The sequence below is a fragment of the Pseudomonas sp. genome, assembly GCF_028293835.1.
GTDB lineage: Bacteria > Pseudomonadota > Gammaproteobacteria > Pseudomonadales > Pseudomonadaceae > Aquipseudomonas.
Map to the genome: position 1 here is coordinate 1 of NZ_JAQGNX010000075.1, position 21,490 is coordinate 21,490.

General features: G+C 57.0%; 23 protein-coding genes, 1 tRNA gene and 2 pseudogenes. 17 read left to right on the forward strand and 9 right to left on the reverse strand.

What is annotated here, in order from left to right; all coding sequences use genetic code 11:
- The 7 genes and pseudogenes from JWR17_RS08895 to JWR17_RS08925 all read left to right on the forward strand — a co-directional run.
- Window positions 1-920, forward strand: a 920-nt coding sequence (locus tag JWR17_RS08895; protein WP_299830382.1) for a succinylglutamate desuccinylase/aspartoacylase family protein, incomplete at its 5' end; no start/stop codon positions are given.
- 18 nt (window positions 921-938) lie between these two features.
- Complete coding sequence (locus tag JWR17_RS08900) at window positions 939-1,703, forward strand: ATP-binding cassette domain-containing protein (RefSeq protein ID WP_299830384.1); 765 nt, start codon at window positions 939-941, stop codon at window positions 1,701-1,703.
- Between the two features lie 133 nt (window positions 1,704-1,836).
- Window positions 1,837-2,745: a MurR/RpiR family transcriptional regulator gene (locus JWR17_RS08905; RefSeq protein WP_299830386.1), complete on the forward strand. Its 909-nt coding sequence runs from the start codon at window positions 1,837-1,839 to the stop codon at window positions 2,743-2,745.
- A 280-nt stretch (window positions 2,746-3,025) separates the two neighbouring features.
- Window positions 3,026-3,148 (forward strand): annotated as a pseudogene (locus JWR17_RS08910) (transposase); the annotation flags it as partial.
- A gap of 211 nt (window positions 3,149-3,359) precedes the next feature.
- Entirely contained in the window at window positions 3,360-3,941 is a 582-nt protein-coding gene (locus JWR17_RS08915) for a YfiR family protein (RefSeq protein ID WP_299830388.1), read from the forward strand.
- Window positions 3,938-5,215, forward strand: coding sequence for a diguanylate cyclase (locus JWR17_RS08920; RefSeq protein ID WP_299830390.1), 1,278 nt, complete (start codon window positions 3,938-3,940; stop codon window positions 5,213-5,215). The genes JWR17_RS08915 and JWR17_RS08920 overlap by 4 nt, the downstream gene beginning before the upstream one ends.
- Complete coding sequence (locus JWR17_RS08925) at window positions 5,212-5,721, forward strand: OmpA family protein (protein ID WP_299830392.1); 510 nt, start codon at window positions 5,212-5,214, stop codon at window positions 5,719-5,721. Before JWR17_RS08920 ends, JWR17_RS08925 begins: the two co-directional genes overlap by 4 nt.
- Before the next feature lie 124 nt (window positions 5,722-5,845).
- Here JWR17_RS08925 and JWR17_RS08930 read toward each other — a convergent pair.
- From JWR17_RS08930 to JWR17_RS08935, 3 genes and pseudogenes are all read right to left on the reverse strand, one after another.
- Window positions 5,846-5,978, reverse strand: a pseudogene (locus JWR17_RS08930) (transposase); the annotation flags it as partial.
- 39 nt (window positions 5,979-6,017) lie between these two features.
- Complete coding sequence (tnpB, locus tag JWR17_RS26325; RefSeq protein WP_366944140.1) at window positions 6,018-6,173, reverse strand: IS66 family insertion sequence element accessory protein TnpB; 156 nt, start codon at window positions 6,171-6,173, stop codon at window positions 6,018-6,020.
- Window positions 6,174-7,141: 968 nt separating this feature from the next.
- A tRNA-Ser gene (locus tag JWR17_RS08935) sits at window positions 7,142-7,229 on the reverse strand.
- A 121-nt stretch (window positions 7,230-7,350) separates the two neighbouring features.
- Here JWR17_RS08935 and JWR17_RS08940 point away from each other — a divergent pair.
- The 7 genes from JWR17_RS08940 to JWR17_RS08970 all read left to right on the forward strand — a co-directional run bounded on the left by JWR17_RS08940 (window position 7,351) and on the right by JWR17_RS08970 (window position 11,629).
- Complete coding sequence (locus tag JWR17_RS08940; protein ID WP_299830394.1) at window positions 7,351-8,025, forward strand: Bax inhibitor-1/YccA family protein; 675 nt, start codon at window positions 7,351-7,353, stop codon at window positions 8,023-8,025.
- Window positions 8,026-8,146: 121 nt separating this feature from the next.
- A complete protein-coding gene (gene tusD / locus JWR17_RS08945; RefSeq protein ID WP_299830396.1) occupies window positions 8,147-8,539 on the forward strand; it encodes a sulfurtransferase complex subunit TusD in 393 nt (130 codons plus the stop codon).
- A 1-nt stretch (window position 8,540) separates the two neighbouring features.
- Window positions 8,541-8,903: a sulfurtransferase complex subunit TusC gene (gene tusC, locus JWR17_RS08950; protein WP_299830398.1), complete on the forward strand. Its 363-nt coding sequence runs from the start codon at window positions 8,541-8,543 to the stop codon at window positions 8,901-8,903.
- A complete protein-coding gene (gene tusB / locus JWR17_RS08955) occupies window positions 8,903-9,202 on the forward strand; it encodes a sulfurtransferase complex subunit TusB (protein ID WP_299830400.1) in 300 nt (99 codons plus the stop codon). Before tusC ends, tusB begins: the two co-directional genes overlap by 1 nt.
- Window positions 9,199-9,534 carry a TusE/DsrC/DsvC family sulfur relay protein gene (locus tag JWR17_RS08960; RefSeq protein WP_299830402.1) on the forward strand — a complete coding sequence of 112 codons (336 nt, stop codon included), beginning with the start codon at window positions 9,199-9,201 and terminating at the stop codon, window positions 9,532-9,534. The genes tusB and JWR17_RS08960 overlap by 4 nt, the downstream gene beginning before the upstream one ends.
- Window positions 9,531-10,532: a glycosyl transferase family protein gene (locus tag JWR17_RS08965; RefSeq protein ID WP_299830404.1), complete on the forward strand. Its 1,002-nt coding sequence runs from the start codon at window positions 9,531-9,533 to the stop codon at window positions 10,530-10,532. The genes JWR17_RS08960 and JWR17_RS08965 overlap by 4 nt, the downstream gene beginning before the upstream one ends.
- 95 nt (window positions 10,533-10,627) lie before the next feature.
- Window positions 10,628-11,629, forward strand: a complete 1,002-nt coding sequence (locus JWR17_RS08970) for a glutathione S-transferase family protein (RefSeq protein WP_299830406.1) — start codon at window positions 10,628-10,630, stop codon at window positions 11,627-11,629.
- Between the two features lie 54 nt (window positions 11,630-11,683).
- On the opposite strand, the gene cysG is transcribed toward JWR17_RS08970, so the two are convergent.
- From cysG to ftsK, 6 genes are read right to left on the reverse strand one after another with little or no spacing between them, the layout of a single operon-like run.
- A complete protein-coding gene (cysG, locus tag JWR17_RS08975) occupies window positions 11,684-13,078 on the reverse strand; it encodes a siroheme synthase CysG (protein ID WP_299830408.1) in 1,395 nt (464 codons plus the stop codon).
- Complete coding sequence (gene serS / locus JWR17_RS08980) at window positions 13,079-14,359, reverse strand: serine--tRNA ligase (RefSeq protein WP_299830410.1); 1,281 nt, start codon at window positions 14,357-14,359, stop codon at window positions 13,079-13,081.
- A 16-nt stretch (window positions 14,360-14,375) separates the two neighbouring features.
- Window positions 14,376-14,750 (reverse strand): fluoride efflux transporter CrcB, encoded by a 375-nt coding sequence (gene crcB / locus JWR17_RS08985; protein WP_299830411.1) that lies wholly within the window; start codon window positions 14,748-14,750, stop codon window positions 14,376-14,378.
- Window positions 14,750-16,072 carry a replication-associated recombination protein A gene (locus JWR17_RS08990; protein WP_299830413.1) on the reverse strand — a complete coding sequence of 441 codons (1,323 nt, stop codon included), beginning with the start codon at window positions 16,070-16,072 and terminating at the stop codon, window positions 14,750-14,752. The genes crcB and JWR17_RS08990 overlap by 1 nt, the downstream gene beginning before the upstream one ends.
- Before the next feature lie 19 nt (window positions 16,073-16,091).
- Window positions 16,092-16,715: an outer membrane lipoprotein chaperone LolA gene (lolA, locus tag JWR17_RS08995; RefSeq protein WP_299830415.1), complete on the reverse strand. Its 624-nt coding sequence runs from the start codon at window positions 16,713-16,715 to the stop codon at window positions 16,092-16,094.
- A 56-nt stretch (window positions 16,716-16,771) separates the two neighbouring features.
- A complete protein-coding gene (ftsK, locus tag JWR17_RS09000) occupies window positions 16,772-19,207 on the reverse strand; it encodes a DNA translocase FtsK (protein WP_299830417.1) in 2,436 nt (811 codons plus the stop codon).
- Between the two features lie 393 nt (window positions 19,208-19,600).
- Between ftsK and aat the strand changes: the two genes are divergently transcribed.
- The 3 genes from aat (at window position 19,601) to infA (ending at window position 21,364) form a co-directional block, all read left to right on the forward strand.
- The gene (gene aat / locus JWR17_RS09005; RefSeq protein ID WP_299830418.1) at window positions 19,601-20,293 is read left to right on the forward strand and encodes a leucyl/phenylalanyl-tRNA--protein transferase; all 693 of its coding nucleotides are present in this window, start codon (window positions 19,601-19,603) and stop codon (window positions 20,291-20,293) included.
- A gap of 44 nt (window positions 20,294-20,337) precedes the next feature.
- Window positions 20,338-21,045 carry an arginyltransferase gene (locus JWR17_RS09010; protein ID WP_299830420.1) on the forward strand — a complete coding sequence of 236 codons (708 nt, stop codon included), beginning with the start codon at window positions 20,338-20,340 and terminating at the stop codon, window positions 21,043-21,045.
- Window positions 21,046-21,145: 100 nt separating this feature from the next.
- Window positions 21,146-21,364 (forward strand): translation initiation factor IF-1, encoded by a 219-nt coding sequence (gene infA / locus JWR17_RS09015; protein ID WP_219064427.1) that lies wholly within the window; start codon window positions 21,146-21,148, stop codon window positions 21,362-21,364.
- The last annotated feature ends 126 nt before the right edge of the window (window positions 21,365-21,490 follow it).

Genomic DNA, 21,490 nt, shown 5'->3' on the forward strand with positions numbered 1-21,490 from the left:
CCGGGGTGATCGAACTGGTGCCAATGGCCAACCCGATCGGTATCGCACAGATGTTCCAGGCCACCCATCAGGGTCGCTTCGAGTTCTCCAGCGGCAAGAATTTCAATCGCGACTTCCCGGAGCTGGCCGAGGCCGTGGCGCCGCGAGTGGAAGGTCTACTCGGAGACGATGCCGACGCCAACATTGTGCTGATCCGCCGCGCCATGAACCAGTTCCTCAGCGACTTGCCGGCACCGACATCGGAACTCGATGGTCTGCGCCGTTTGCTGATGCAGCATGCCTGTGACGCTGATGTGGTATTGGATCTGCACTGCGATTTCGAGTCGATCATGCTGCTTTACGCCATGCCGCAAAACTGGCCGCGCTTAAGCTCGTTGGCTGCGCGTCTGGGCGCCGGCGTTGCGCTGCTGGCCGAAGCCGCGGGAGGCAGTGCCTTCGATGAAGCCTGCGCGATTCCCTGGTTGCGCCTGGCCGAACGCTTTCCTGGAACCAATATTCCGCTGGCGTGCGTGGCCACCACCATCGAATTGCGTGGGATGGCCGACACCGAACGCGGGCCATGCCTCGACAGCGCAAACGCCATTCTCGGCTATCTCGCCGAACAAGGCCTGATCAGCGGTGACTGGCCTGCTGCGCCACCGACCTGTTGTGAAGCGACGCCGTTTGCCGGTGCGCAGTACGCCTATGCGCCGCACCCGGGCGTGGTGAGTTTTCTGCAACCGCTGGGTGCCCGAGTCAAGGTGGGCGATCCGCTGTTCGAAGTGATTGATCCGCTGAGCGATCGCCACAGTGTGGTGAACGCCAGTACCGACGGCATCCTCTATGCCCGCGAACGTCTGCGCTTTGCCCAGCCCGGTTTGTGGCTGGCCAAAGTGGCCGGCAGTACCCCTATTCGTCAGGGCAGTTTGCTCAGCGACTGATTCCAGAGAGTTGAAACCATGTACAAACTTGAAGTTCAGCATCTACACAAAAGCTATGGCACGCACGAAGTGCTCAAGGGGGTGTCCCTGGAGGCAAAAGCCGGTGACGTGATCAGCATCATCGGCTCCAGTGGCTCTGGCAAAAGCACCTTCTTGCGTTGCATCAACCTGCTTGAACAGCCCAATGCGGGCAATATTGTGCTCAATGGCGAACAACTCAAGCTGGTGACCAACAAACTCGGAGGGCTCAAGGCCGCCGAACCCAAGCAGTTACAACACATGCGTTCGCGGCTATCGATGGTGTTTCAGCACTTCAACCTCTGGTCGCACATGAGCGCCCTTGAAAACGTCATGGAAGCCCCAGTGCATGTGCTGGGCATGGACAAGAAAGAAGCTCGCGAAAAGGCTGAGCACTACCTGAACAAAGTCGGCGTGGCACGTCGTATGGACGCCTATCCGGCCCACATGTCTGGCGGCGAGCAGCAGCGTGTGGCGATTGCCCGCGCGCTGGCCATGGAACCGGAAGTGATGCTGTTCGATGAACCGACTTCGGCACTCGACCCCGAGCTAGTCGGCGAAGTGCTCAAAGTCATGCAAAATCTCGCTCTGGAAGGACGCACCATGGTGGTCGTGACCCACGAAATGGGCTTTGCTCGCGAGGTATCGAACCAACTGGTGTTCCTTCATAAGGGCCTGGTCGAAGAGCGCGGCGACCCGTGCGAAGTGCTGGTCAAACCGCAGTCCGAACGCCTCCAGCAGTTTCTTGCCGGCAGCTTGAAATAATCCGGCGCCTTCACCGCCCCCTTGGTTCAGCGCTGCACACCCACGGTCGGGTTCGGATACACTCCAGCCAACCTTATGCCAGGGGCACCAGGCACAGTCCCTTCTTTAACTCTCAGGAAATGTTGAGCTGGATATGCCGACCCCATCGAAAAACACAACGGTCTACGCCGCACCCGTTATGCGTAAACTCGCGGAAATCGTTGCCGATTTGCAGCCGTCACTGCGCAAGGTAGCGGACTTTATCCTGCGTCACCCGCTGAAGGCCGCGACGCTGACGATCGAGGAGATGGCTCACGAAACATCCACTTCGCCAGCAGCGGTCAACCGCTTGGCCAAGGCCCTGAACCTGGGTGGCTACACAGGCATGAAGGCAGAACTGGTCGCAACGTTGCAGCAGATGGTGTCGCCGGTCGATAAACTTCGCAACGAACTCGCGCATCGTCCCGGCGGCACGTTTGGCCTGCATGAGCAAATCCAGAGCGCCAGCAGCAACCTCGCCACAGCCGCGATCAACAACCATGCAGACACCTTTGAAGCCTTCGTCACCCTCCTGACCAAAGCTCGCAAAATTTACATCCTGGGTTTTGGCAATAGTGTGTATTTTGCAGGCCTCGCCGCCTCGACCCTGATGCCCTTCTGTGCCGACGCCACCGCCATCAGCATGGAGGGTGGTAACGAAAACGCCGCTTACCGTCTGGCCGCGATCACAGATCAGGATGTTTTGCTAGCGATATCACTACCGCGTTATTCCCTCGACACCCTGCAACTCGCACGTTTCGCCAATGAGCGCGGCGCCTCGGTGCTGGCCATTACCGATTCACCCGCCTCGCCTCTCACCAGCATTGCCGAACACGTGCTATTTGCCCCCGCCGACCATCCGGTTTTGACCAGTTCCAACATCGCTGTGCTCGCATTGATCGAAGGATTGGTGGCGGGCGTGATGGCCCGCAACAAAGAAGCCGTCAAACTGGCGACAGAACTGACAGAAAGCGTGATGTCTTACCTGCATCTACCCACCAGCAGTAAATTGCCGAAAAAGTGAGGTCGCTTTGGGACCAGTCGTAATCCCAGGCCAAGACCGAGGCATGGGGTCAGCCGTTCCACTATGGGCCTCGCAGATCAACGGATGTGGGAACTACATCGAGCGACATACGGCTAATGCGCGCAAAGCGGGAGAAGTGAGCGGCGTCTGGAGACGATGGCCGTATGGCGAGGGACTTTAGCGACCGCGCGCGCCAAGTCTGATGCGCAGAGCCATTCAGACGCTCTGCAAACTTGCGCGCCCATCGAATCCCTTCGGTCAAGAAAGCGACAAATCTGGGGATGACGGTGCTGTACCCATCGACACCAATTGGAAAAACCAAATCCGGCCATGGGCACTTGGACGCTCGAACTGGCTCTTTGCAGGTTCGCTGCGCAGCGAAAACCGCGGGGTGGCGATCATGAAGTATGCGTCCGGCCAACACACCTTCCTGCCCCGAAGCCAAAAGCGATGGTGTCCACCTAAATTGTATAGCGACCCCCGCATGTGGAATTCTCGTAGAGGAGGTCGGCGATACAATGTATGACAATTAAAACGCTACCGTTCGACCACTAAAGCTGAGGTATCATTCGCGCGCTTTTTTCACTAGCGCAATGACAGGGAGCACCACGGGGATGGCCGCACATGGCTTGATGCGACACAAGCCTCGCTTGAATCGTGCAGTTCTAGTCGCATTTTTGTCTCTATTTTTCAATCAGGCCTGGGCGCAAACTACCTCTGATTCAGCAGCGATCAACACTGCCCAACAACGTGCGGTCTCCGTTACCCAAGTCGTACTTGGCATCCTTAGCTACGCGCGCTGGCCGGTGGAGCCGCAACAATTACGCTTGTGTGTCATCGGGCCAACCGAATACACCGACGACCTGCTCAAAGGCACGACCCAAGCCACCGGCCGCCCAGTGTTGGTGCAACGACATTTGGTGACTGACCCGCGAATGACCAGTGAGTGCGACGCGCTGTATATAGGCACCATCGCCGCTGATGAGCGCACGCAGCTATTCGGTAATCTGGCAGGTCATGCCGTTCTCAGCATCAGTGAACAGAGTGATCAATGCACGGTTGGCAGCATGTTTTGTCTGCAAGTGACCGACAGCCAAGTATCATTTGAGGTTAATCTCGATTCGGTCGCACGTAGCGGCGTGCGTATTCACCCAAGCGTTTTGCAGCTTTCGCGGCGCAGCGGGGCGACCCCATGAGTGAAGCAACGCCAGAAAACCCGCGTCCAAGCTTACGATCTGTGCTTGGCCGTGGGCACGTGAAAGTGGCGTTTGTCGCGGTTAGTTTCGCGGGCCTGTTATTGACCCTATTGGCGGTGCTGGCGCTACGCGTGTATGCCGACCATAACCTGCAACTGATCGCCCGATCAATCAGCTACACGGTAGAAGCTGCAGTGGTGTTTAACGATCGCAGTGCGGCAACCGAATCATTAACGATGATCGCCTCGCCCGAAGAAGTGGCCGAAGCCACGGTGTTCGATGCCCGCAACCGAGTGCTTGCCCAATGGACGCGGCCCGGCGCAGGGTTTATGCCGGGGCTGGAGCGCCAAATCGCACGGGTCATGCTCGGCGAACCTGTACATTTTCCCGTCATGCATCAAGGGCAAGACATCGGCTCAGTGGTTTTGGTAGGTCATGGCGCCAGCTTGTTGCGTTTTTTGTTAAGTGGTCTGGGCGGCATTCTCGGTTGTCTGGCGTTTAGCGCCGTGACCGCGCAATACCTGTCGCGTCGCTTGCTGAGCGGTATTGTCGGGCCGTTGCGCGGCTTGGCAGAAGTTGCTCACGCCGCACGCAAAGACCGGGCGTTTCATCGTCGTGTGCCTGAAGCTGCTATCGCAGAATTGAACAACCTCGGCAACGACTTTAATGGCTTGCTAGATGAGCTGGAATCCTGGCAAAGCCACATAAAGACCGAAAACGACTCCCTCACTTACCAGGCAAATCACGACAGCCTGACCGGCTTGCCCAACCGCGCACTTTTCAGAAGGCAGCTCAATCGCGCTATTCGCAATGCGGCTGCGCAAGATGAACAGGTTGCGGTGCTTTTTCTCGACAGCGACCGTTTCAAAGAAATCAACGACAGCTATGGTCACGCAGCAGGCGATGCAGTATTAATCAGCGTTGCAGCCCGTGTACGTGCGCAACTGCGTGAATATGACTTGGTCGCCCGGCTAGGCGGCGACGAGTTTGCTGTGTTGTTATCACCGATTCACAAGGTCGAGGATGCGTTGCGCATCGCCGACAAAATCATCGCCAGTATGAGGTCCCCAATCAGCTTGTCGGCCGATTCCGATGTGTTTACGTCGCTGAGTATCGGCGTTGCGATTTTTCCGGACCATGGCGTCACTTCAAATGCTTTGCTTGATGCTGCCGACGCGGCAATGTATCAGGCTAAACGTCTCGAAAGAGGCGGCCGCCACACGGCGCAATCAAGGAATCGCGCAGAAAATATTGAATCAGGAGCGGACCTATGATGCTGTTAATCTCGCGCTATCAGCGTGTATTCATTTTTACTCTGTGCATGACGTTGCTCGGCCTGGCTGGCTGTCAGCACGTCCCACCTGCGAAAAAAGGGCTGACCGCCGAGCAAATCGCCGTACTGAAAGAGCAAGGCTTTGCCCTGGGCGATGAGGGCTGGACGTTCGGTCTGTCCGGTAAAGTATTGTTCGGCAGTGATTTGGAAATGCTTAATCAGCCAAGCAAAAACGTTGTCGAAGGAATAGGCAAAGCGCTTTTGGGCGTAGGTATCAAAAAGGTTCGTATCGATGGTCACAGCGATGCGTCAGGTAAGGCAGGCTACAACGAAGAGCTTTCCCTGCGTCGGGCCAATAGTGTGTCTAAGACCTTGGTTGGCGTGGGCATGAATCCTCAGGACATCGAACTTCGTGGCCTCGGCAGCCGTGAACCAGTCGCCACAAACGACACCACAGAAGGCCGCGCGGAAAACCGCCGAGTAGCGATAGTGGTGTCAGCGCAGTGAAAATCGTCAGCATAGTTCGCACAGGTTTCGCAAATACGGTCCTAATGCACCAACCCCATAACCTTGCGTACACGGTCGCCGGCGTCATTTGCCTGGATCACGACTGGCGCGGCGTCGACCTTCAGATTTTCTTTTGTCGGTACAGCGGCAGATGGTCGGAAAACTTGGCCACCATGACGTGAGCCAGCAGGCCCGCCGTCGGGATGCCTTTCGATGACATGTGCCGGTACCGGCACCTGGATCAGTGTTTCGCACTGTTCGCCACAAATGAGGCGGCAAGTCAGCCATGGCGGGCTCTAAAGCAGAGTGCCCCCCCCGGAACCCACTCTTTGCCACGGTAGTCCGAGTATCAGTGCCTGAAGTTGTTCAGCATCCAGTTCAAGCTCTGAACCGTGGCGAACACCAGGCCAGTGAAATCGACCCTGATGCAGTCGACGAGCTGCGAGCCAGATGTCTCTCCGTCATGCACCAATACTTTTATCCGATTTTCGCGCGGCCGTTGGCGAAGAGATAAGCACGGTGCGGCTTCGCCGCACCGAACACCGCCACGACCCTTGCGAGTGCGGTTTCAGTGCCAGCACGCATGTCCATCGGTTCTGTAGCAAGCCAGATAGCGTCGATGCGGATCGCTGGGCTAGTCCCCGAACGAATCGGGCACAACCTTCAGGATCATTAGCGGGCCAGTTCACCACAGGCTGACCTTGCCCGCACGGCACGTCGCTTTTGATCGTGAGTTCAGTATGCGTTGGGACATTTGGTTCTAGTTTTAAAGATACAAAAGCGGGCAGGTTTTTATCGTCAACATCTTGGTAAAGCGGTATCCATTCGCGCACATGATAGGCATTGATGCCATGCCCAGCGCGACGCTGGCGATAGACGCGCCGGGCTGCAAAAATTCCTGGACGACATGGGCTTTGAACGACTTAGGTAAGAGCGTCGTGGGTGCATGGCGATCCGCTTATTAGGCTTAAAATGGTGTCCACAAATTAGGTGCCCACCATCGCCCTAAGCGTTGGGGTCAGTAAGGTGTGTTGCCCGGACGGTTACCAAGCAAAGCACCAATCGATAGCTGCAATGAAGCTTTCTCAGAACGGTGTACATCACACACGATTCAAAAAGGAGACTAGGGGGCGATCCAGTAGGCCACAGCGCTTCGCTGGGACGATAGGACCCAGGCTAGCCGGCCCTAAGGATAATCTGGGAAGCGGCTGTAGAGTGGCCGCTGCATTGCTCTGGCGTTGACTGCCTACGCCACGAACTCAAATCGGCACTTCAGCCACTAGGCATGATCGACTACTTTGAAGTGGCTAAGAAAGACCTATCCACAAACACACAAAAAACAGATGGGGGAACAAATGGGGGAACAGAAACCGCCAAACGCAAAAAGGCCCCGGAATACGGGGCCTTTAGGTATTGAATATGGCGGAGGCGATGGGATTCGAACTCATGGACCTGTTACAGTCGGCAGTTTTCAAGACTGCTGCCTTAAACCACTCGGCCACACCTCCGTTCTGTTGCGGGCGCCATAATACCCGAATGAAACACACTGTCAAACTCTGATGCTAGCCAACCGCAATGCCTCTGTTATGATCTTTGCGTCTTAACATTTCAACCACCGGGAGTTTCGCCATGCGCGAACAGGATTACGCAGTTAACAACGGCGTGCAGGCCGATCAGCTAGAGATTAGCCGCGTCCTGCGCAATACGTACGGTCTACTGGCTATCACCCTGGCTTTCAGCGGCGTGATGGCTTTTATCGCTCAGCAGAATCATGTTCCTTATCCGAACGTGTTCGTCGTGCTGATCGGCTTTTATGGCCTCTTTTTCCTCACCAACAAATTACGCGATTCGGCATGGGGCCTGGTTTCGACCTTCGCTCTGACCGGTTTCATGGGCTACCTGCTTGGCCCGATCCTCAACCGTTACCTGGGCATGCAGGGCGGCGCTGAGGTAGTGAGTTCGGCGTTTGCAATGACGGCACTGGTGTTCGGTGGTCTGTCGGCGTACGTGTTGATCACCCGCAAGGATATGAGCTTCCTCGGTGGTTTCATCACCGCTGGTTTCTTCGTACTGCTGGGCGCAACGCTGGCGAGCATGTTCTTCAACATCAGCGGTCTGCAATTGGCGATCAGCGCCGGCTTCGTGCTGTTCTCGTCGGTGTGCATCCTGTTCCAGACGAGCGCCATCATCCAGGGCGGCGAACGTAACTACATCATGGCGACCATCAGCCTGTATGTATCCATCTACAACCTGTTCATCAGCCTGCTGCAAATATTTGGCCTGATGGGCAATAGCAAAAACTGATGCGCTGCTCGGCTCAAATACGCTGAGATTCACCAGAAAGCCCGCCAACTAGCGGGCTTTTTGCTGCCTGCTGTTCGCAAACTCTTTATCATGGCGACAGATTCGTTGACCGAGCTGACCCATGAAGTTTGCTATTGCCCTGTTCTCCGCGGCCCATGCGCCCTCTACCCGACGCGCCCTGCTATTTGCTCAGGCGGCGTTGGCCGGTGGTCATGAGATTGTTCGGCTGTTCTTTTATCAGGACGGCGTGCACAGCGCGTCGGGCAATATCATAACGCCTCAAGATGAGCTTGACCTGCCCCGCCAATGGCGCGATTTCGTGACTGAGCATCAGCTCGATGCGGTGGTATGCATCGCTGCGGCCTTGCGGCGCGGCGTATTGAACGAAGAAGAAGCGCAACGCTATGAGCGTCCGGCCATTAATTTACCTGCGCCGTGGGAATTGTCCGGGCTGGGTCAGTTGCACGATGCCGTGCAAGACGCCGACCGTTTGATTTGTTTTGGAGGGCCTTGAAGTGGCCAAATCCTTGTTGATTATCAGCCGCCAGGCGCCATGGTCCGGCCCCGGCGCCCGAGAAGCCTTGGACATCGTGCTGGCCGGTGGCGCATTCGATCTGCCCATTGGTTTGCTGTTTATGGACGATGGCGTTTTTCAACTGTTACCGGCGCAGAAAGCCGCCGAGTTGCAACAGAAAGACCTGACCGCCAACTTAAAAGCCCTTTCGCTGTTTGGCGTCGATGATACTTATGCCTGCGGCCACAGCGTGGCGGAGCGTGGTATTACGCCTGAAGCGTTGACCATCGAAGGCCTGCAGCTGCTTGACGACAGCGAACTGGCCGCGACTATTGACCGCTACGATCAAGTGATTACGCTCTGATGTCGACTTTACATGTGGTGTCCCATTCACCGTTTACCGACAGCCGCTTGACCAGTTGCCTACGCCTGCTGGGCGCTGATGACGCGCTGTTACTGTGTGGTGACGCAACCTATGCGCTACGCGACGGCAGCGCGCCGTTCAGGGCCTTGCAGGCGCAGACGACCTCGCTCAAGCTGTTTGTGCTGGACGAAGACGTGGCTGCGCGGGATCTGACGCTGCCGCATTGGGCAGAAAGCGTCGATTATCCGGGATTCGTTGCGTTATCGATCCGCTTCGACAAGGTTAATACTTGGCTATGAAACCGTTGCTGATCGCCGACCGCAGTATTGCGCTGGACAAGGACGGTTTCCTTGTGGACCTCAACGACTGGTCGATGGAGGTCGCCACGGCTATCGCAGAACATGAAAACATCGTCCTCAATGCAGACCATTGGGAAATTCTCGAACTGCTTCGGGGATTTTATGCGCAATTCCAGCTGTCCCCCGCAACCCGCCCGCTGGTCAAGTACACGGCATTGAAGCTCGGCCCTGAAAAAGGCAACAGCATGCACCTCAACCGCCTGTTCAATGGCACCCCTGCCAAACTCGCCGCCAAGCTGGCGGGCCTGCCTAAACCGACGAATTGCATATGACTGACTTTTCCCCGCTGACACTCGAAACCCCTGCAGAGCACCCGTTTGCCCAGTTTGTGCGCATTCTCGGCAAGGGCAAACGCGGCGCCCGGGACATGACTCGCGAAGAAGCCCGGGAAGCCATGGGCATGCTCCTCGATGAAAAAGTCGAGGACACCCAGCTTGGGGCGTTCTTGATGCTGTTGCGCCACAAAGAGGAAAGCGCTGAAGAACTCGCGGGCTTCACCGAAGCGGTACGTGAACGCTTGCATGCTCCGGCGCTACGGGTCGATATCGATTGGCCAACCTACGCGGGCAAGAAGCGCCATCTGCCATGGTATCTGTTGGCGGCCAAGTGTCTGGCACAAAATGGCGTACGAGTTCTGTTGCACGGCGGCGGCGCGCACACCGCTGGTCGGCTGTATAGCGAGCAATTGCTGGACCTTCTGGGCATCCCGCTGTGCCGCACCTGGCAAGCGGTCGAGACGGCCCTTGAGCAGCATAATCTGGCATTTATCCCGCTGGCAGATTGGGCGCCGCAGTTGCAGCGGATGATCGACCTGCGCAACACGCTGGGCCTGCGCTCGCCGATTCATTCGCTGGCCCGGGTGCTGAATCCATTAGGCGCACGCTGTGGCCTGCAAAGTATTTTCCATCCTGGCTACCAAGGCATGCACCGCGAAGCCAGCGGTTTGCTGGGGGACAATTCCATCGTCATCAAAGGCGACGGCGGTGAGGTCGAGATAAACCCCGATACCATTAGCCATCTTTACGGCACCACCGGCGGGCAAAGCTGGGATGAGGAATGGCCTGCGCTGGCACCGAGGCGCCACGTAAAACCGGCAACCCTTGATCCTTTGCAGTTAACCGCGCTATGGCGTGGGGAAATTGAGGACAGCTACCCCCAGCTTGCACTGATTTCCACCATCGCCTTAGCCCTACGCGGCCTCGGAACGCCGCGAGATGAAGCCTTCCTGCTCGCTCAACAGTATTGGGACGCCCGGAATAGATCGATTTAACTGATCATAAACCCTGACCCTTTGCGCTATTCGTTCGAACCATTGCCTTTAGACTGATCTCCAACGACAGCTTCTACTTGATTCTGGAGACAAACATGGGCCTTCTGGTGGACGGACGCTGGCACGACCAGTGGTATGAAAGCAGCAAAGACGGCGCGTTTCAGCGAGAGAATGCGCAACGCCGCAACTGGATTACCGCGGATGGTAGCGCTGGTTCCAGCGGCGAAGGCGGTTTTCCGGCGCAAGCCGGTCGTTATCACTTGTACGTTTCCCTTGCCTGCCCATGGGCGCACCGCACGTTGATAATGCGCAAACTCAAGGGGCTCGAAAGCTTGATCGATGTGTCTGTCGTCAGTTGGTTGATGCTGGAAAATGGCTGGACCTTCGACAAGAGCACCGGCTCAACCGGGGACAAGCTCGACGGCTTCGACTTCATCCATCAGCGCTATACCGCGGATGACGCCACCTACACCGGCCGCGTGACCGTGCCGTTATTGTGGGACAAACAGCAGCGGCGCATCGTCAGCAACGAGTCGTCGGAAATCATCCGCATGTTCAACTCGGCATTCAATGAGCTGACCGGCAACCGACTGGATTTCTACCCGCAAGCGCTACGCTCCACCATCGACTCATTGAACAGTGAGATCTATCCGGCGGTGAACAACGGCGTCTACCGTGCAGGCTTCGCCACGTCACAGCGGGCGTACGAGCAAGCGTTCGATGAGGTCTTCGCAGAACTGGATACCCTGGAAGCGCTGCTGGGCGATAAACGTTATCTGGCCGGCGACTACCTGACCGAAGCCGACGTACGCCTGTTCACCACCATTGTTCGCTTCGACGCCGTGTATCACGGCCATTTCAAATGCAACCTGCGACGGATAGCCGATTATCCGAACCTGAGCCACTGGTTGCGCGAGCTTTATCAATGGGAAGGTGTGGCTGAGACCGTGGACTTGCAGCACATCAAAAACCATTACTACGGCAGCCACAAGACCATTAACCCCACCGGGATTGTGCCAAAAGGTCCGGCGTTGAACCTTGACGCTGGGCATGACCGCGAACGTCTGGCCGGTAGCGGAATCTGGTCAGGTATATGAAAGGTGTAGCCTTGATCTGCCTCAAATGAGGGTGATCAAGGCTATACGCAATGGTTAAACGAGCGACTGAGCGCCTTCGAACCACTTCAGTTTTTCCCGCAGTTGCACCACTTCCCCGACAATAACCAGCGTCGGCGCGTGCACTTCATGCTCGGCCACCAGTTGCGACAGGTTGGCCAGCGTGCCGGTAAAAACTCGCTGGTTTGCTGTGGTGCCCTGCTGGATCAACGCCGCTGGCGTGTCTGCGGAGCGGCCATGCCTGATCAACTGTTCACAGATGATCGGCAGCCCGATCAAGCCCATGTAAAACACTAATGTTTGTGCCGGTGCGACCAAGTCATTCCAAGGCAGGTCAGTGCTACCGTCCTTTAAGTGACCGGTTACAAAGCGCACAGACTGCGCGTAATCACGATGGGTCAGTGGAATGCCGGCATAGGCCGCACAACCGCTGGCGGCGGTAATGCCCGGCACCACTTGGAAAGGGATGCCATGGGCCGCCAACTCTTCGATTTCTTCACCGCCACGGCCAAAGATGAACGGGTCGCCGCCCTTGAGCCGCAATACCCGCTTGCCCTGCTTGGCCAGGTCAACCAACTGCTGATTGATCTGCTCTTGCGGCACCGCGTGATCGGCTCGCTGCTTTCCAACGTACACCCGCTCGGCGTCGCGTCGGCACAGCTCAAGAATTGCTGGCGCGACCAAGCGGTCGTAAAGCACCACGTCCGCTTGCTGCATCAAACGCAGGGCGCGAAATGTCAGCAAGTCCGGATCGCCCGGCCCGGCGCCCACCAAATACACCTCACCGCCCGCACTGGGCGCTTCGCCGTTAATCTTGGCGATCAACAAGCGCTCCGCTTCTGCGCCCTGCCCGGCCAATTGACGATCGGCAACCGGGCCTTGGAAAACGTCTTCCCAAAACGCGCGACGTTGCTGAACATCCGGAAACAGGTTTTTAACCTGACTGCGGAAGCGTGCCGCGAGGCCCGCCAGTTGACCGTAAGTCGAGGGAATCCAGGTTTCCAGCTTGGCGCGAATCAACCGCGCCAGCACGGGAGCATCACCGCCGCTGGAGACTGCAATGACCAAGGGTGAGCGGTCGACAATGGCCGGGAAGATCACGCTGCATAACGCAGGCGAATCCACCACGTTCACCGGCACGCAGCGTTTTTTCGAGTCTTGGGAGACTTGGGCGTTGAGTGGTTCGTCGTCCGTGGCGGCGATGATCAGCACGCAGCCATTGAGATCGCTCTCGGTATAACCACGCACAATCACTTGGCCACCGCTGCCTTGCACCAGTTCGCGCAGCTGCACTTCTATTTCAGGTGCTACAACCCGCAACAGGGCACCGGCATCGACGAGCAGGCGAGATTTGCGCAATGCAATTTCCCCCCCGCCCACCACGAGCACGCGACTGCCACGCAGGTTATGAAACAGCGGCAGAAAGTCCATTTAGCCGATGACCTCAAGCCCACCCATATAAGGCTTGAGCACTTCTGGCACACGAATCGAACCGTCGGCCTGTTGGTAGTTTTCCAGCACTGCCACCAACGTACGACCCACCGCCAGACCCGAACCGTTCAGGGTGTGAACCAGTTCTGGCTTGCCGGTTTCGGGGTTGCGCCAGCGCGCTTGCATGCGTCGCGCCTGGAAGTCGCCGCAGTTGGAGCACGACGAGATTTCACGGTATTTGTCCTGGCTCGGGATCCAGACTTCCAGGTCGTAGGTCTTGACCGCACTGAAGCCCATGTCACCGGTGCACAGCGCCAGTACGCGATAAGGCAGCTCCAGTAGCTGTAAAACGCGCTCGGCGTTACCGGTGAGGCTTTCAAGCGCCGCTTGCGACTGGTCGGGTTGAACGATCTGGACCATTTCGACTTTGTCGAACTGATGCTGACGAATCATGCCGCGAGTATCCCGACCTGATGCGCCGGCTTCGCTGCGAAAGCACGGGGTGTGTGCGACGAATTTCATCGGCAGCAGCCTGGCGTCGAGAATCTCACCGGAAACGATATTAGTCAGCGACACTTCCGCTGTCGGGATCAGATACAGGTCCGCCTCGCCTTCCCGGGAGATCTTGAACAGGTCTTCTTCGAACTTCGGCAACTGGCCAGTGCCCTGCAACGCAGGCGCCTGCACCAGATAAGGTGTGTAGGCCTCTTCATAGCCGTGGTCAGTGACATGCAGATTGATCATGAACTGCGCAAGGGCGCGGTGCAGACGGGCAATTGGGCCACGCAGCAAAGCGAAACGGGCGCCTGACAGCTTGGCGGCGGTTTCGAAGTCCAGCCAGCCGAATTTCTCGCCCAGCGCCACGTGATCCTGTATCTCGAATTCGAACGCGGTGGGAGTGCCCCAGCGACGAACTTCGACGTTTTCGTCTTCGCCAGCACCCAGCGGCACCGACTCGTGGGGCAGATTCGGCATGCTCAGCAGCATCGAATCCAGCTCCGCTTGAATCGCGTCCAGCTCGATTTTACCCGCGGCCAGTTCATCAGCCATTCGGTCGACATCGGCCATCAATGGGCCGATGTCTTCGCCGCGCTGCTTAGCCTGGCCAATTGATTTGGAGCGGGTATTACGCTCGGACTGCAACTGTTCGGTGCGGGTCTGCACGGTCTTGCGCTGGGCTTCCAGCGCTTCGATGCGGGCGGTATCCAGGGTAAAACCACGGGACGCCAAGCGATCCGCTACGTCCTGAAGTTGGGTACGTAACAGTTTTGAATCGAGCATATCGTTCTCTCGTCTATCAAAGTTTGGTCAGGGACAGGCCAGCCCAAGTGGCAAGCAGCCCGCCGAATACGCTGATGCCCGCATAGCCCAGGGCCAGTGGTACTTGCCCGCTTTCGAGCAAGCGCAACGTATCCAGTGAAAAGGATGAAAAAGTCGTCAGACCGCCAACAAAACCGACAATCATGCCAGCGCGAATCTCTATCGGTACTTCCGGACGGGTCAAAAACAGCCCGTACAGAATGCCAATGATCAAGCAGCCGATCAGGTTGACCGCCATCGTCGCAGCGTAGAAATGCCGAGGCCAGTTGGCATTGACCCAGTTCCCCGTTGCGAAGCGCAATAATGTACCAGCGATGCCGGCTACCGACACCGCAAGAATCAACTGAATCACTACTTTCTCCGTTTGCGAGGGCTGGCTTCGTCTAGCGCCGCCAGATGTTTGAGCTTTTCTCCGATTTTCAATTCAAGGCCTCGAGGCACGGGTTGGTAGTACTGGCGGGGTTCGAGGTTGTCGGGAAAATAGTCTTCACCCGCAGCGTATGCATCGGGCTCGTCGTGGGCGTACCGATATTCTTCACCGTAACCGAGCTGCTTCATCAGTTTGGTCGGCGCGTTGCGCAGGTGCAGCGGTACTTCCAGCGAACCGTGCTCGGTCGCTTCGCGCATCGCCATCTTGAACGCCATGTACACGGCATTACTTTTCGGCGCGCAGGCAAGGTAGACGATGGCCTGCGCCACGGCCAGTTCGCCTTCCGGGCTGCCCAGGCGTTCCTGCACGTCCCACGCCGACATGCACAACGGCAAGGCCCGCGGGTCAGCGTTGCCGATGTCCTCGCTGGCCATGCGCACTACACGCCGGGCCAGATACAAAGGGTCGCAGCCACCGTCAATCATCCGCGCGAACCAATACAGCGCGGCGTCGGGGTTTGAGCCACGAATCGATTTATGCAGTGCGGAAATCTGATCGTAGAACGCTTCACCGCCCTTATCGAAGCGACGGCGGCTGTCGCCAAGCAAGCTTTGCAGCAGCTCGACACTGATTTCTGTGTTGTCCTCAGCCAGGTCAGACGCGTTTTCCAGCAGATTAAGCAGGCGCCGGCCATCACCGTCGGCGGCGGCCATGAGCATTTTGAAGCCGTCGTCGCTTAGGCTCAGATGGTGTTTGCCCAAGCCTTTTTCTTCAGTCAGGGCACGCTGCACCAACTTGAAGAGCGCTGTTTCGTCGAGGCTTTTCAGTACGTAGACACGGGCCCGGGAGAGCAAGGCGTTGTTCAGCTCGAAAGACGGGTTTTCGGTAGTAGCGCCGATGAAAATCAGCGTGCCGTCTTCGACATAGGGCAGGAAGGCGTCTTGTTGCGACTTGTTGAAGCGGTGCACTTCGTCGACGAACAAGATGGTGCGACGGCCATACTGTCCAGCCTGTTGCTTGGCAATTTCTACCGCTTGGCGAATTTCCTTAACCCCGGCCAGTACTGCCGAAACCGTTTCGAAATGCGCGTCAGAAACTTTCGCCAACAGCCGCGCCAATGTCGTTTTGCCCACGCCCGGCGGGCCCCAAAAAATCATCGAATGCAACGCGCCCTGCTCCAGCGCCTCTCGCAGAGGCTTGCCATGAGCGAGCAGGTGTTCTTGACCGACGTACTCTTCCAGATTGGCCGCGCGCAGGCGTGCGGCCAAGGGTTGAGCTATCGGTTCGCTTCGAAACAGGTCCATGGGCAGCGCTTGAAACCTCTTATTCCTGAATGACGTCAGCGCCCTTCGGGATATCGAACTGGAATTTGCTCGCCGGGATCGGCTCGTTGGCCTTTACCCCGGTGAACAGAATATTGGTGCGCTGACCCACACTGTCAACCAGTTGCATGTCGTTGATCATGCCGTTACGAAACGACAGGCGCAGGCTATCGAACAGGGTATCTTTGGTTTTTGGCTTGAGGATGAAGTCAATCACACCGCCGGCCTCCTTGGCACTGATATCAAAGCTCTCGCTGATCTTCGATACATCACCAGACAACAACAGCGCCGGGGTTTGGGTCAGGCGCTGGTCCAGGGTTTTGATCGTCACCTGCTGCAGATCCGGATCCCACAACGAGACCTTCTTGCCGTTGGAGACCATGGTTTGCTCTTGAGGCGCATCGGTGTGCCAGTAGAACAAGCCAGGGCGCTGCAATGACATGTCACCTGCGGTTTCCTGCAACTGGGTGCCGCTGCCGTCCAATGTCAGTTGGGAAAAACGTGCAGACAGCGTTTTCGACGTTTCAAGCAACTGCGTGAGCCGCGCAACGTCTTTGCTGTCGGCATGGGCCGAAACAGCGGAAAAAGCCAGTGCAGATACCAACAACATGCGAATAAGGCGCATGGGATTCCTCTTTGAATTCAGTAAAGTCCGGACGGCGCACAACCACGCCGCTCGGGTCAGTCGCGCATTGGGGCCGGCGCCAGTACTTCCCGCGAGCCATTGGTGTTCATGGACGTCACGACACCCGCCATTTCCATCGCTTCGATCATTCGAGCGGCGCGGTTGTAGCCGATTTTAAGTTTTCGCTGCACCGCAGAGATGGATGCGCGACGACTTTCCAGAACGAAACGTACCGCTTCGTCATATAGCGCATCGCTTTCGCTGTCGTCGCTGCCTTCGCCGCTGCCGCCGTCGAAACCACTGCCGGGCTCTTCAACCCCGGCAAGAATTTCTTCGTTGTAATCCGGGGTGCCGCGCAGCTTCCACGCTTCTACGACGCGGTGTACTTCTTCGTCGGAAACATAGGCGCCATGCACACGAATCGGCAAGCTGGTGCCGGGCGGCATGTACAGCATGTCGCCGTTACCCAATAGTTGCTCGGCGCCACCTTGGTCGATGATGGTCCGGGAATCGATCTTGCTCGACACCTGGAACGCCATACGGGTAGGAATGTTCGCTTTGATCAGACCGGTGATGACGTCAACCGACGGTCGCTGAGTCGCAAGAATCAAGTGAATACCCGCCGCTCGGGCTTTCTGGGCAATCCGCGCGATCAGCTCTTCAACTTTTTTGCCGACGATCATCATCATGTCGGCAAACTCATCCACCACCACCACGATGGTTGGCAGGGTTTTCAGCAGCGGCGCTTCGTCGTGAATGCTTTCGCGCTTATACATCGGGTCGGACAGCGGCGTGCCGGCTTCTTCGGCGTCCTTGACCTTGCGGTTGAAGCCCGCGAGGTTTCGTACGCCCATGTTCGCCATCAGTTTGTAGCGGCGCTCCATTTCGGCAACGCTCCAGCGCAGGGCGTTGGCGGCGTCTTTCATGTCGGTGACCACCGGGCACAACAAATGGGGAATGCCCTCATAGATCGACAGTTCAAGCATTTTGGGGTCGATCATGATCATCTTGGCGTCTTCCGGGCCAGACTTGAACAGAATCGACAGGATCATGGCGTTGACCCCCACCGACTTACCGGAGCCCGTCGTACCGGCTACCAACAAGTGCGGCATCTTCGCCAGGTCAGTGATGACTGGACGACCACCAATGTCATGCCCCAACGCCAGAGTAACCGGAGACTTGGCGTCATCGTATTCAGGCGATGACAGCACTTCGGAAAAGCGCACCACTTGGCGGTCTTCGTTAGGAATCTCGATGCCGACCGTGGTTTTACCGGGAATCACTTCAACCACACGGACACTGGTCACCGCCAATGAACGCGCCAAATCCTTGGCCAGGTTGGAAATGCGACTGACCTTGACCCCAGCGGCGGGCTGGATTTCATAGCGGGTGATGACTGGACCCGGGTGAATCGAGTCTACGCTGACCTCGACACCAAATTCCTTGAGTTTGATTTCCAGCAGGTGCCCCACTGCAGCCAGAGATTCCGGGGAATAATTGAGTTTCTTGGCTTCCGCTGGGTCGAGAATCGAGATGGGCGGCAGGGTGCCTTCCACGGCGCTGTCGATAAACAATGGCGCCTGCTTCTCTTTCTGTACGCGCTTGCTTGGCTCTGGGGCTTTTGCCGGAGCGGGAGCGATAACCGCTGGCACGTGTTTTTCGCGCTCGGTCATGTGTTTGCTAAGGGCCTGCTCGCGCTCGATCAAGCGTTCTTTGGCCTTGGCCTGTTCACGGCGGTCAGACGTAACCGGCGCTACGACTTCGTTAACCCGGCTGTCGACCTCACGCAGTTGCGCAACCATCTGTTTGCGCTCGGTGCGGGACGACCACCAGCGATTGGCAGCGCTTTGGAACAATTCAAACAGGTCCAGGGTGATTTTGCCGGTGACGTCCATCACCTTGAACCAGGACAGGTCGGTGAATACCGTCAGACCGAACAGGAACAGGGCGATGAACAGCAGCGTGCTGCCCTGGATGTTCAAGGCGTTTTTCGCTAAATCGCCCAGGCTTTCGCCCAACGCGCCGCCGCTTGAGGCTGGCAAGCCTGCTGTAAAGTGGAAATGGATATGGGCCAACGCCGCGCCGGACAACACCAGAAACACCAGGCCGATCAAGCGCCAGGAGAACAGCCAGCCGCTCCATTGCCACGGCTCATGCCGTTGGCGAAATATCTGGTATGTCTTGACCGCCAGCAACAGCGGAAAGATGTAGGCAAAATAGCCCAGCACCATGAACAGGATGTCTGCGGAGAATGCACCCGCGCGGCCCGCAGCGTTTTGCACCTGCTGCGAGTTGCTGGTATGGCTCCAGCCCGGGTCGGTCTGGTCATAAGTCAGCAATGCCATCATCAAATACAGGCACAGGGCACCAATGGCGATCAGCGCACCTTCCTTGAGCCGGTAGTGCAAATGCTGACGCCAGAGCGGTACGGGACTGGGTGCTACGGTGGATTTCTTCAAAACGCTTGTTTTCCTGCGCCTCGGCGCGACCATCTGGTGATTGACTACGAAATATACTGTGCAGCGTCCAGAAAGAATAAACCAACGGCACCGTTCACTTCCAACTCGGTCGAAAACTTGAAAGCACACAAACCAGAACGGCATTGTACGGGTTTGTGCTGCCGATGCCACGCAGGACTGGCGTGGGTTAGCATAGCTTCATGTGTTTGCCGGGCAACCTAATTTGAGCATGCATTGCCTTTCGTGACAAAGGGTTATGAGATGCTTTCCCGGAGCGCCAGTAAACAGGCTCACACTGTACTGCTCAATAGTGAAGCGAGGCCCTGGCAGCACGTTTCTTCAACGGGACCGTATACGACCACGCCGACGGTGCAGAGTTGCAGCAGCGGCTTGATTCCACCCTCCCCTTCCGGAAATTCCTGACCCATGTTGACTTGGTTACAGCGTAATACCCTGACGTTTCCGCCGCTGGAGAACGCCATGCGCGATCCCAACGGCTTGCTGGCAGCGGGTGGCGACCTGTCTGCGGATCGCTTGATCCAGGCCTATCGACATGGTTGCTTTCCATGGTTCCAGGACGGTCAACCGATATTGTGGTGGTCGCCAGATCCTCGCACCGTGCTGTTCCCGCAAGAGCTGCATGTCTCGCGTAGTTTGGGCAAAGTCATGCGCCAGGAACGCTACCAAGTCACCTTCGATCAGGATTTCGCAGCCGTGATACAGGCATGCGCCGCCCCACGCACCTACGCCGAGGGCACCTGGATCACCGATTCGATGCAGTCGGCCTATCTGGAGCTGCATCAACGGGGGTTTGCCCACAGCGTGGAAGTTTGGGAGAACGGTGTGCTGGTCGGCGGACTTTATGGCTTGGCAATGGGTCAATTGTTTTTTGGCGAGTCAATGTTCAGTCTGGCGGATAACGCGTCGAAAGTCGGTTTTGCAACGCTGGTCGAGCGATTGACTGCGTGGGGCTTTGTGTTGATTGATTGTCAAATGCCGACACAACATTTGCACAGCTTTGGCGCCAGATCCATTGCGCGTGAGACGTTTGCTGATTACCTTCACGCCCATCTGGATCTGCCTACTATCGCCGACTGGTTGCCTAGGCGAGTTTCATAGGCTGACATACACTCTTACTAAAGATTTTATCCGAGGGTTGATCCATGACCGAGCTGGCGCGGCTTAAGTTTTATGCCACTCAACCCCATTCCTGCAGCTATTTGCCAGAGGAACAGGCGACGACGTTATTTCTGGACCCTAGCCAGCCTATGGACGTCCAAGTGTACGCCGACCTTTCCGACATGGGTTTTCGCCGCAGCGGCGACCATCTCTATCGACCACACTGCCAAAATTGCAGTGCCTGTGTGCCTGCGCGCATCCCCGTCGAGCTGTTCGCCCCCGACCGTCAACAAAAACGCATCTTCAAACGCAATGCCGATTTGCAGGTTCGCGCGGCCAAACCGCAGTTCAGCGAAGAGTACTTCGATCTGTATCAGCGCTATATCGAGCAACGTCACGCTGACGGCGACATGTTTCCGCCGAGTCGCGACCAGTTTTCGACTTTTTTAATTCGCGACCTTCCGTTCTCGACGTTCTATGAATTTCGTCTCGAAGGGCGCCTGTTGGCAGTGGCCGTGACCGACCTTCTGCCGAACGGTCTTTCAGCGGTTTATACCTTCTACGAACCGGGCGAAGAGCGCCGCAGTCTGGGGCGCTACGCCATCCTTTGGCAGATCGCTGAAGCAGCCCGGCTGCAGCTGCATGCGGTGTACCTGGGCTACTGGATAAAGAACTGCAAAAAGATGAATTACAAAACCCAATATCGTCCAATTGAGCTCCTGACAAATCAACGTTGGGTCACTCTTTATTGAAGCGCTTGGCTTAAGCCCTATTTTTCGGGCACAATGCACGCCGCTTTTGCCTGGCGCAGTTGCACCGGGCCACTCATTGGATACCGAGGGCTTTTACTGCATGTCGAAAGAAGACAGCTTGGAAATGGAAGGTACTGTCGTCGACACCCTGCCCAACACCATGTTCCGTGTGGAGTTGGAAAATGGGCACATCGTCACCGCGCATATCTCCGGCAAAATGCGCAAGAACTACATCCGTATTCTTACCGGTGACAAGGTGCGCGTCGAAATGACGCCGTACGACTTGAGCAAGGGCCGCATTACTTACCGCGCCCGCTAATCAGGTCTAAACAAAAACGCCCGGTTAATGCCGGGCGTTTTTGTGTGCCCGGGTTTTGTCAGCGCCGGCCAAATGATGCGATTAACAACCGCCCACAAAAAAGCCCCGCACCCCTCTTTTCAGTGG

Coding starts and splice junctions, on each gene's coding strand:
- JWR17_RS08905 (WP_299830386.1), top strand. CDS start 1,837: ATGCCGACCCCATCGAAAAACACAACGGTCTACGCCGCACCCGTTATG.
- tusD (WP_299830396.1), top strand. CDS start 8,147: ATGAAGTTTGCTATTGCCCTGTTCTCCGCGGCCCATGCGCCCTCTACC.
- serS (WP_299830410.1), bottom strand. CDS start 14,359: ATGCTCGATTCAAAACTGTTACGTACCCAACTTCAGGACGTAGCGGAT.
- JWR17_RS08965 (WP_299830404.1), top strand. CDS start 9,531: ATGACTGACTTTTCCCCGCTGACACTCGAAACCCCTGCAGAGCACCCG.
- JWR17_RS08990 (WP_299830413.1), bottom strand. CDS start 16,072: ATGGACCTGTTTCGAAGCGAACCGATAGCTCAACCCTTGGCCGCACGC.
- tusB (WP_299830400.1), top strand. CDS start 8,903: ATGTCGACTTTACATGTGGTGTCCCATTCACCGTTTACCGACAGCCGC.
- JWR17_RS08915 (WP_299830388.1), top strand. CDS start 3,360: ATGGCCGCACATGGCTTGATGCGACACAAGCCTCGCTTGAATCGTGCA.
- JWR17_RS08900 (WP_299830384.1), top strand. CDS start 939: ATGTACAAACTTGAAGTTCAGCATCTACACAAAAGCTATGGCACGCAC.
- JWR17_RS08925 (WP_299830392.1), top strand. CDS start 5,212: ATGATGCTGTTAATCTCGCGCTATCAGCGTGTATTCATTTTTACTCTG.
- aat (WP_299830418.1), top strand. CDS start 19,601: ATGTTGACTTGGTTACAGCGTAATACCCTGACGTTTCCGCCGCTGGAG.
- infA (WP_219064427.1), top strand. CDS start 21,146: ATGTCGAAAGAAGACAGCTTGGAAATGGAAGGTACTGTCGTCGACACC.
- JWR17_RS08960 (WP_299830402.1), top strand. CDS start 9,199: ATGAAACCGTTGCTGATCGCCGACCGCAGTATTGCGCTGGACAAGGAC.
- JWR17_RS08920 (WP_299830390.1), top strand. CDS start 3,938: ATGAGTGAAGCAACGCCAGAAAACCCGCGTCCAAGCTTACGATCTGTG.
- JWR17_RS09010 (WP_299830420.1), top strand. CDS start 20,338: ATGACCGAGCTGGCGCGGCTTAAGTTTTATGCCACTCAACCCCATTCC.
- lolA (WP_299830415.1), bottom strand. CDS start 16,715: ATGCGCCTTATTCGCATGTTGTTGGTATCTGCACTGGCTTTTTCCGCT.
- ftsK (WP_299830417.1), bottom strand. CDS start 19,207: ATGGTCGCGCCGAGGCGCAGGAAAACAAGCGTTTTGAAGAAATCCACC.
- cysG (WP_299830408.1), bottom strand. CDS start 13,078: ATGGACTTTCTGCCGCTGTTTCATAACCTGCGTGGCAGTCGCGTGCTC.
- JWR17_RS08970 (WP_299830406.1), top strand. CDS start 10,628: ATGGGCCTTCTGGTGGACGGACGCTGGCACGACCAGTGGTATGAAAGC.
- JWR17_RS08940 (WP_299830394.1), top strand. CDS start 7,351: ATGCGCGAACAGGATTACGCAGTTAACAACGGCGTGCAGGCCGATCAG.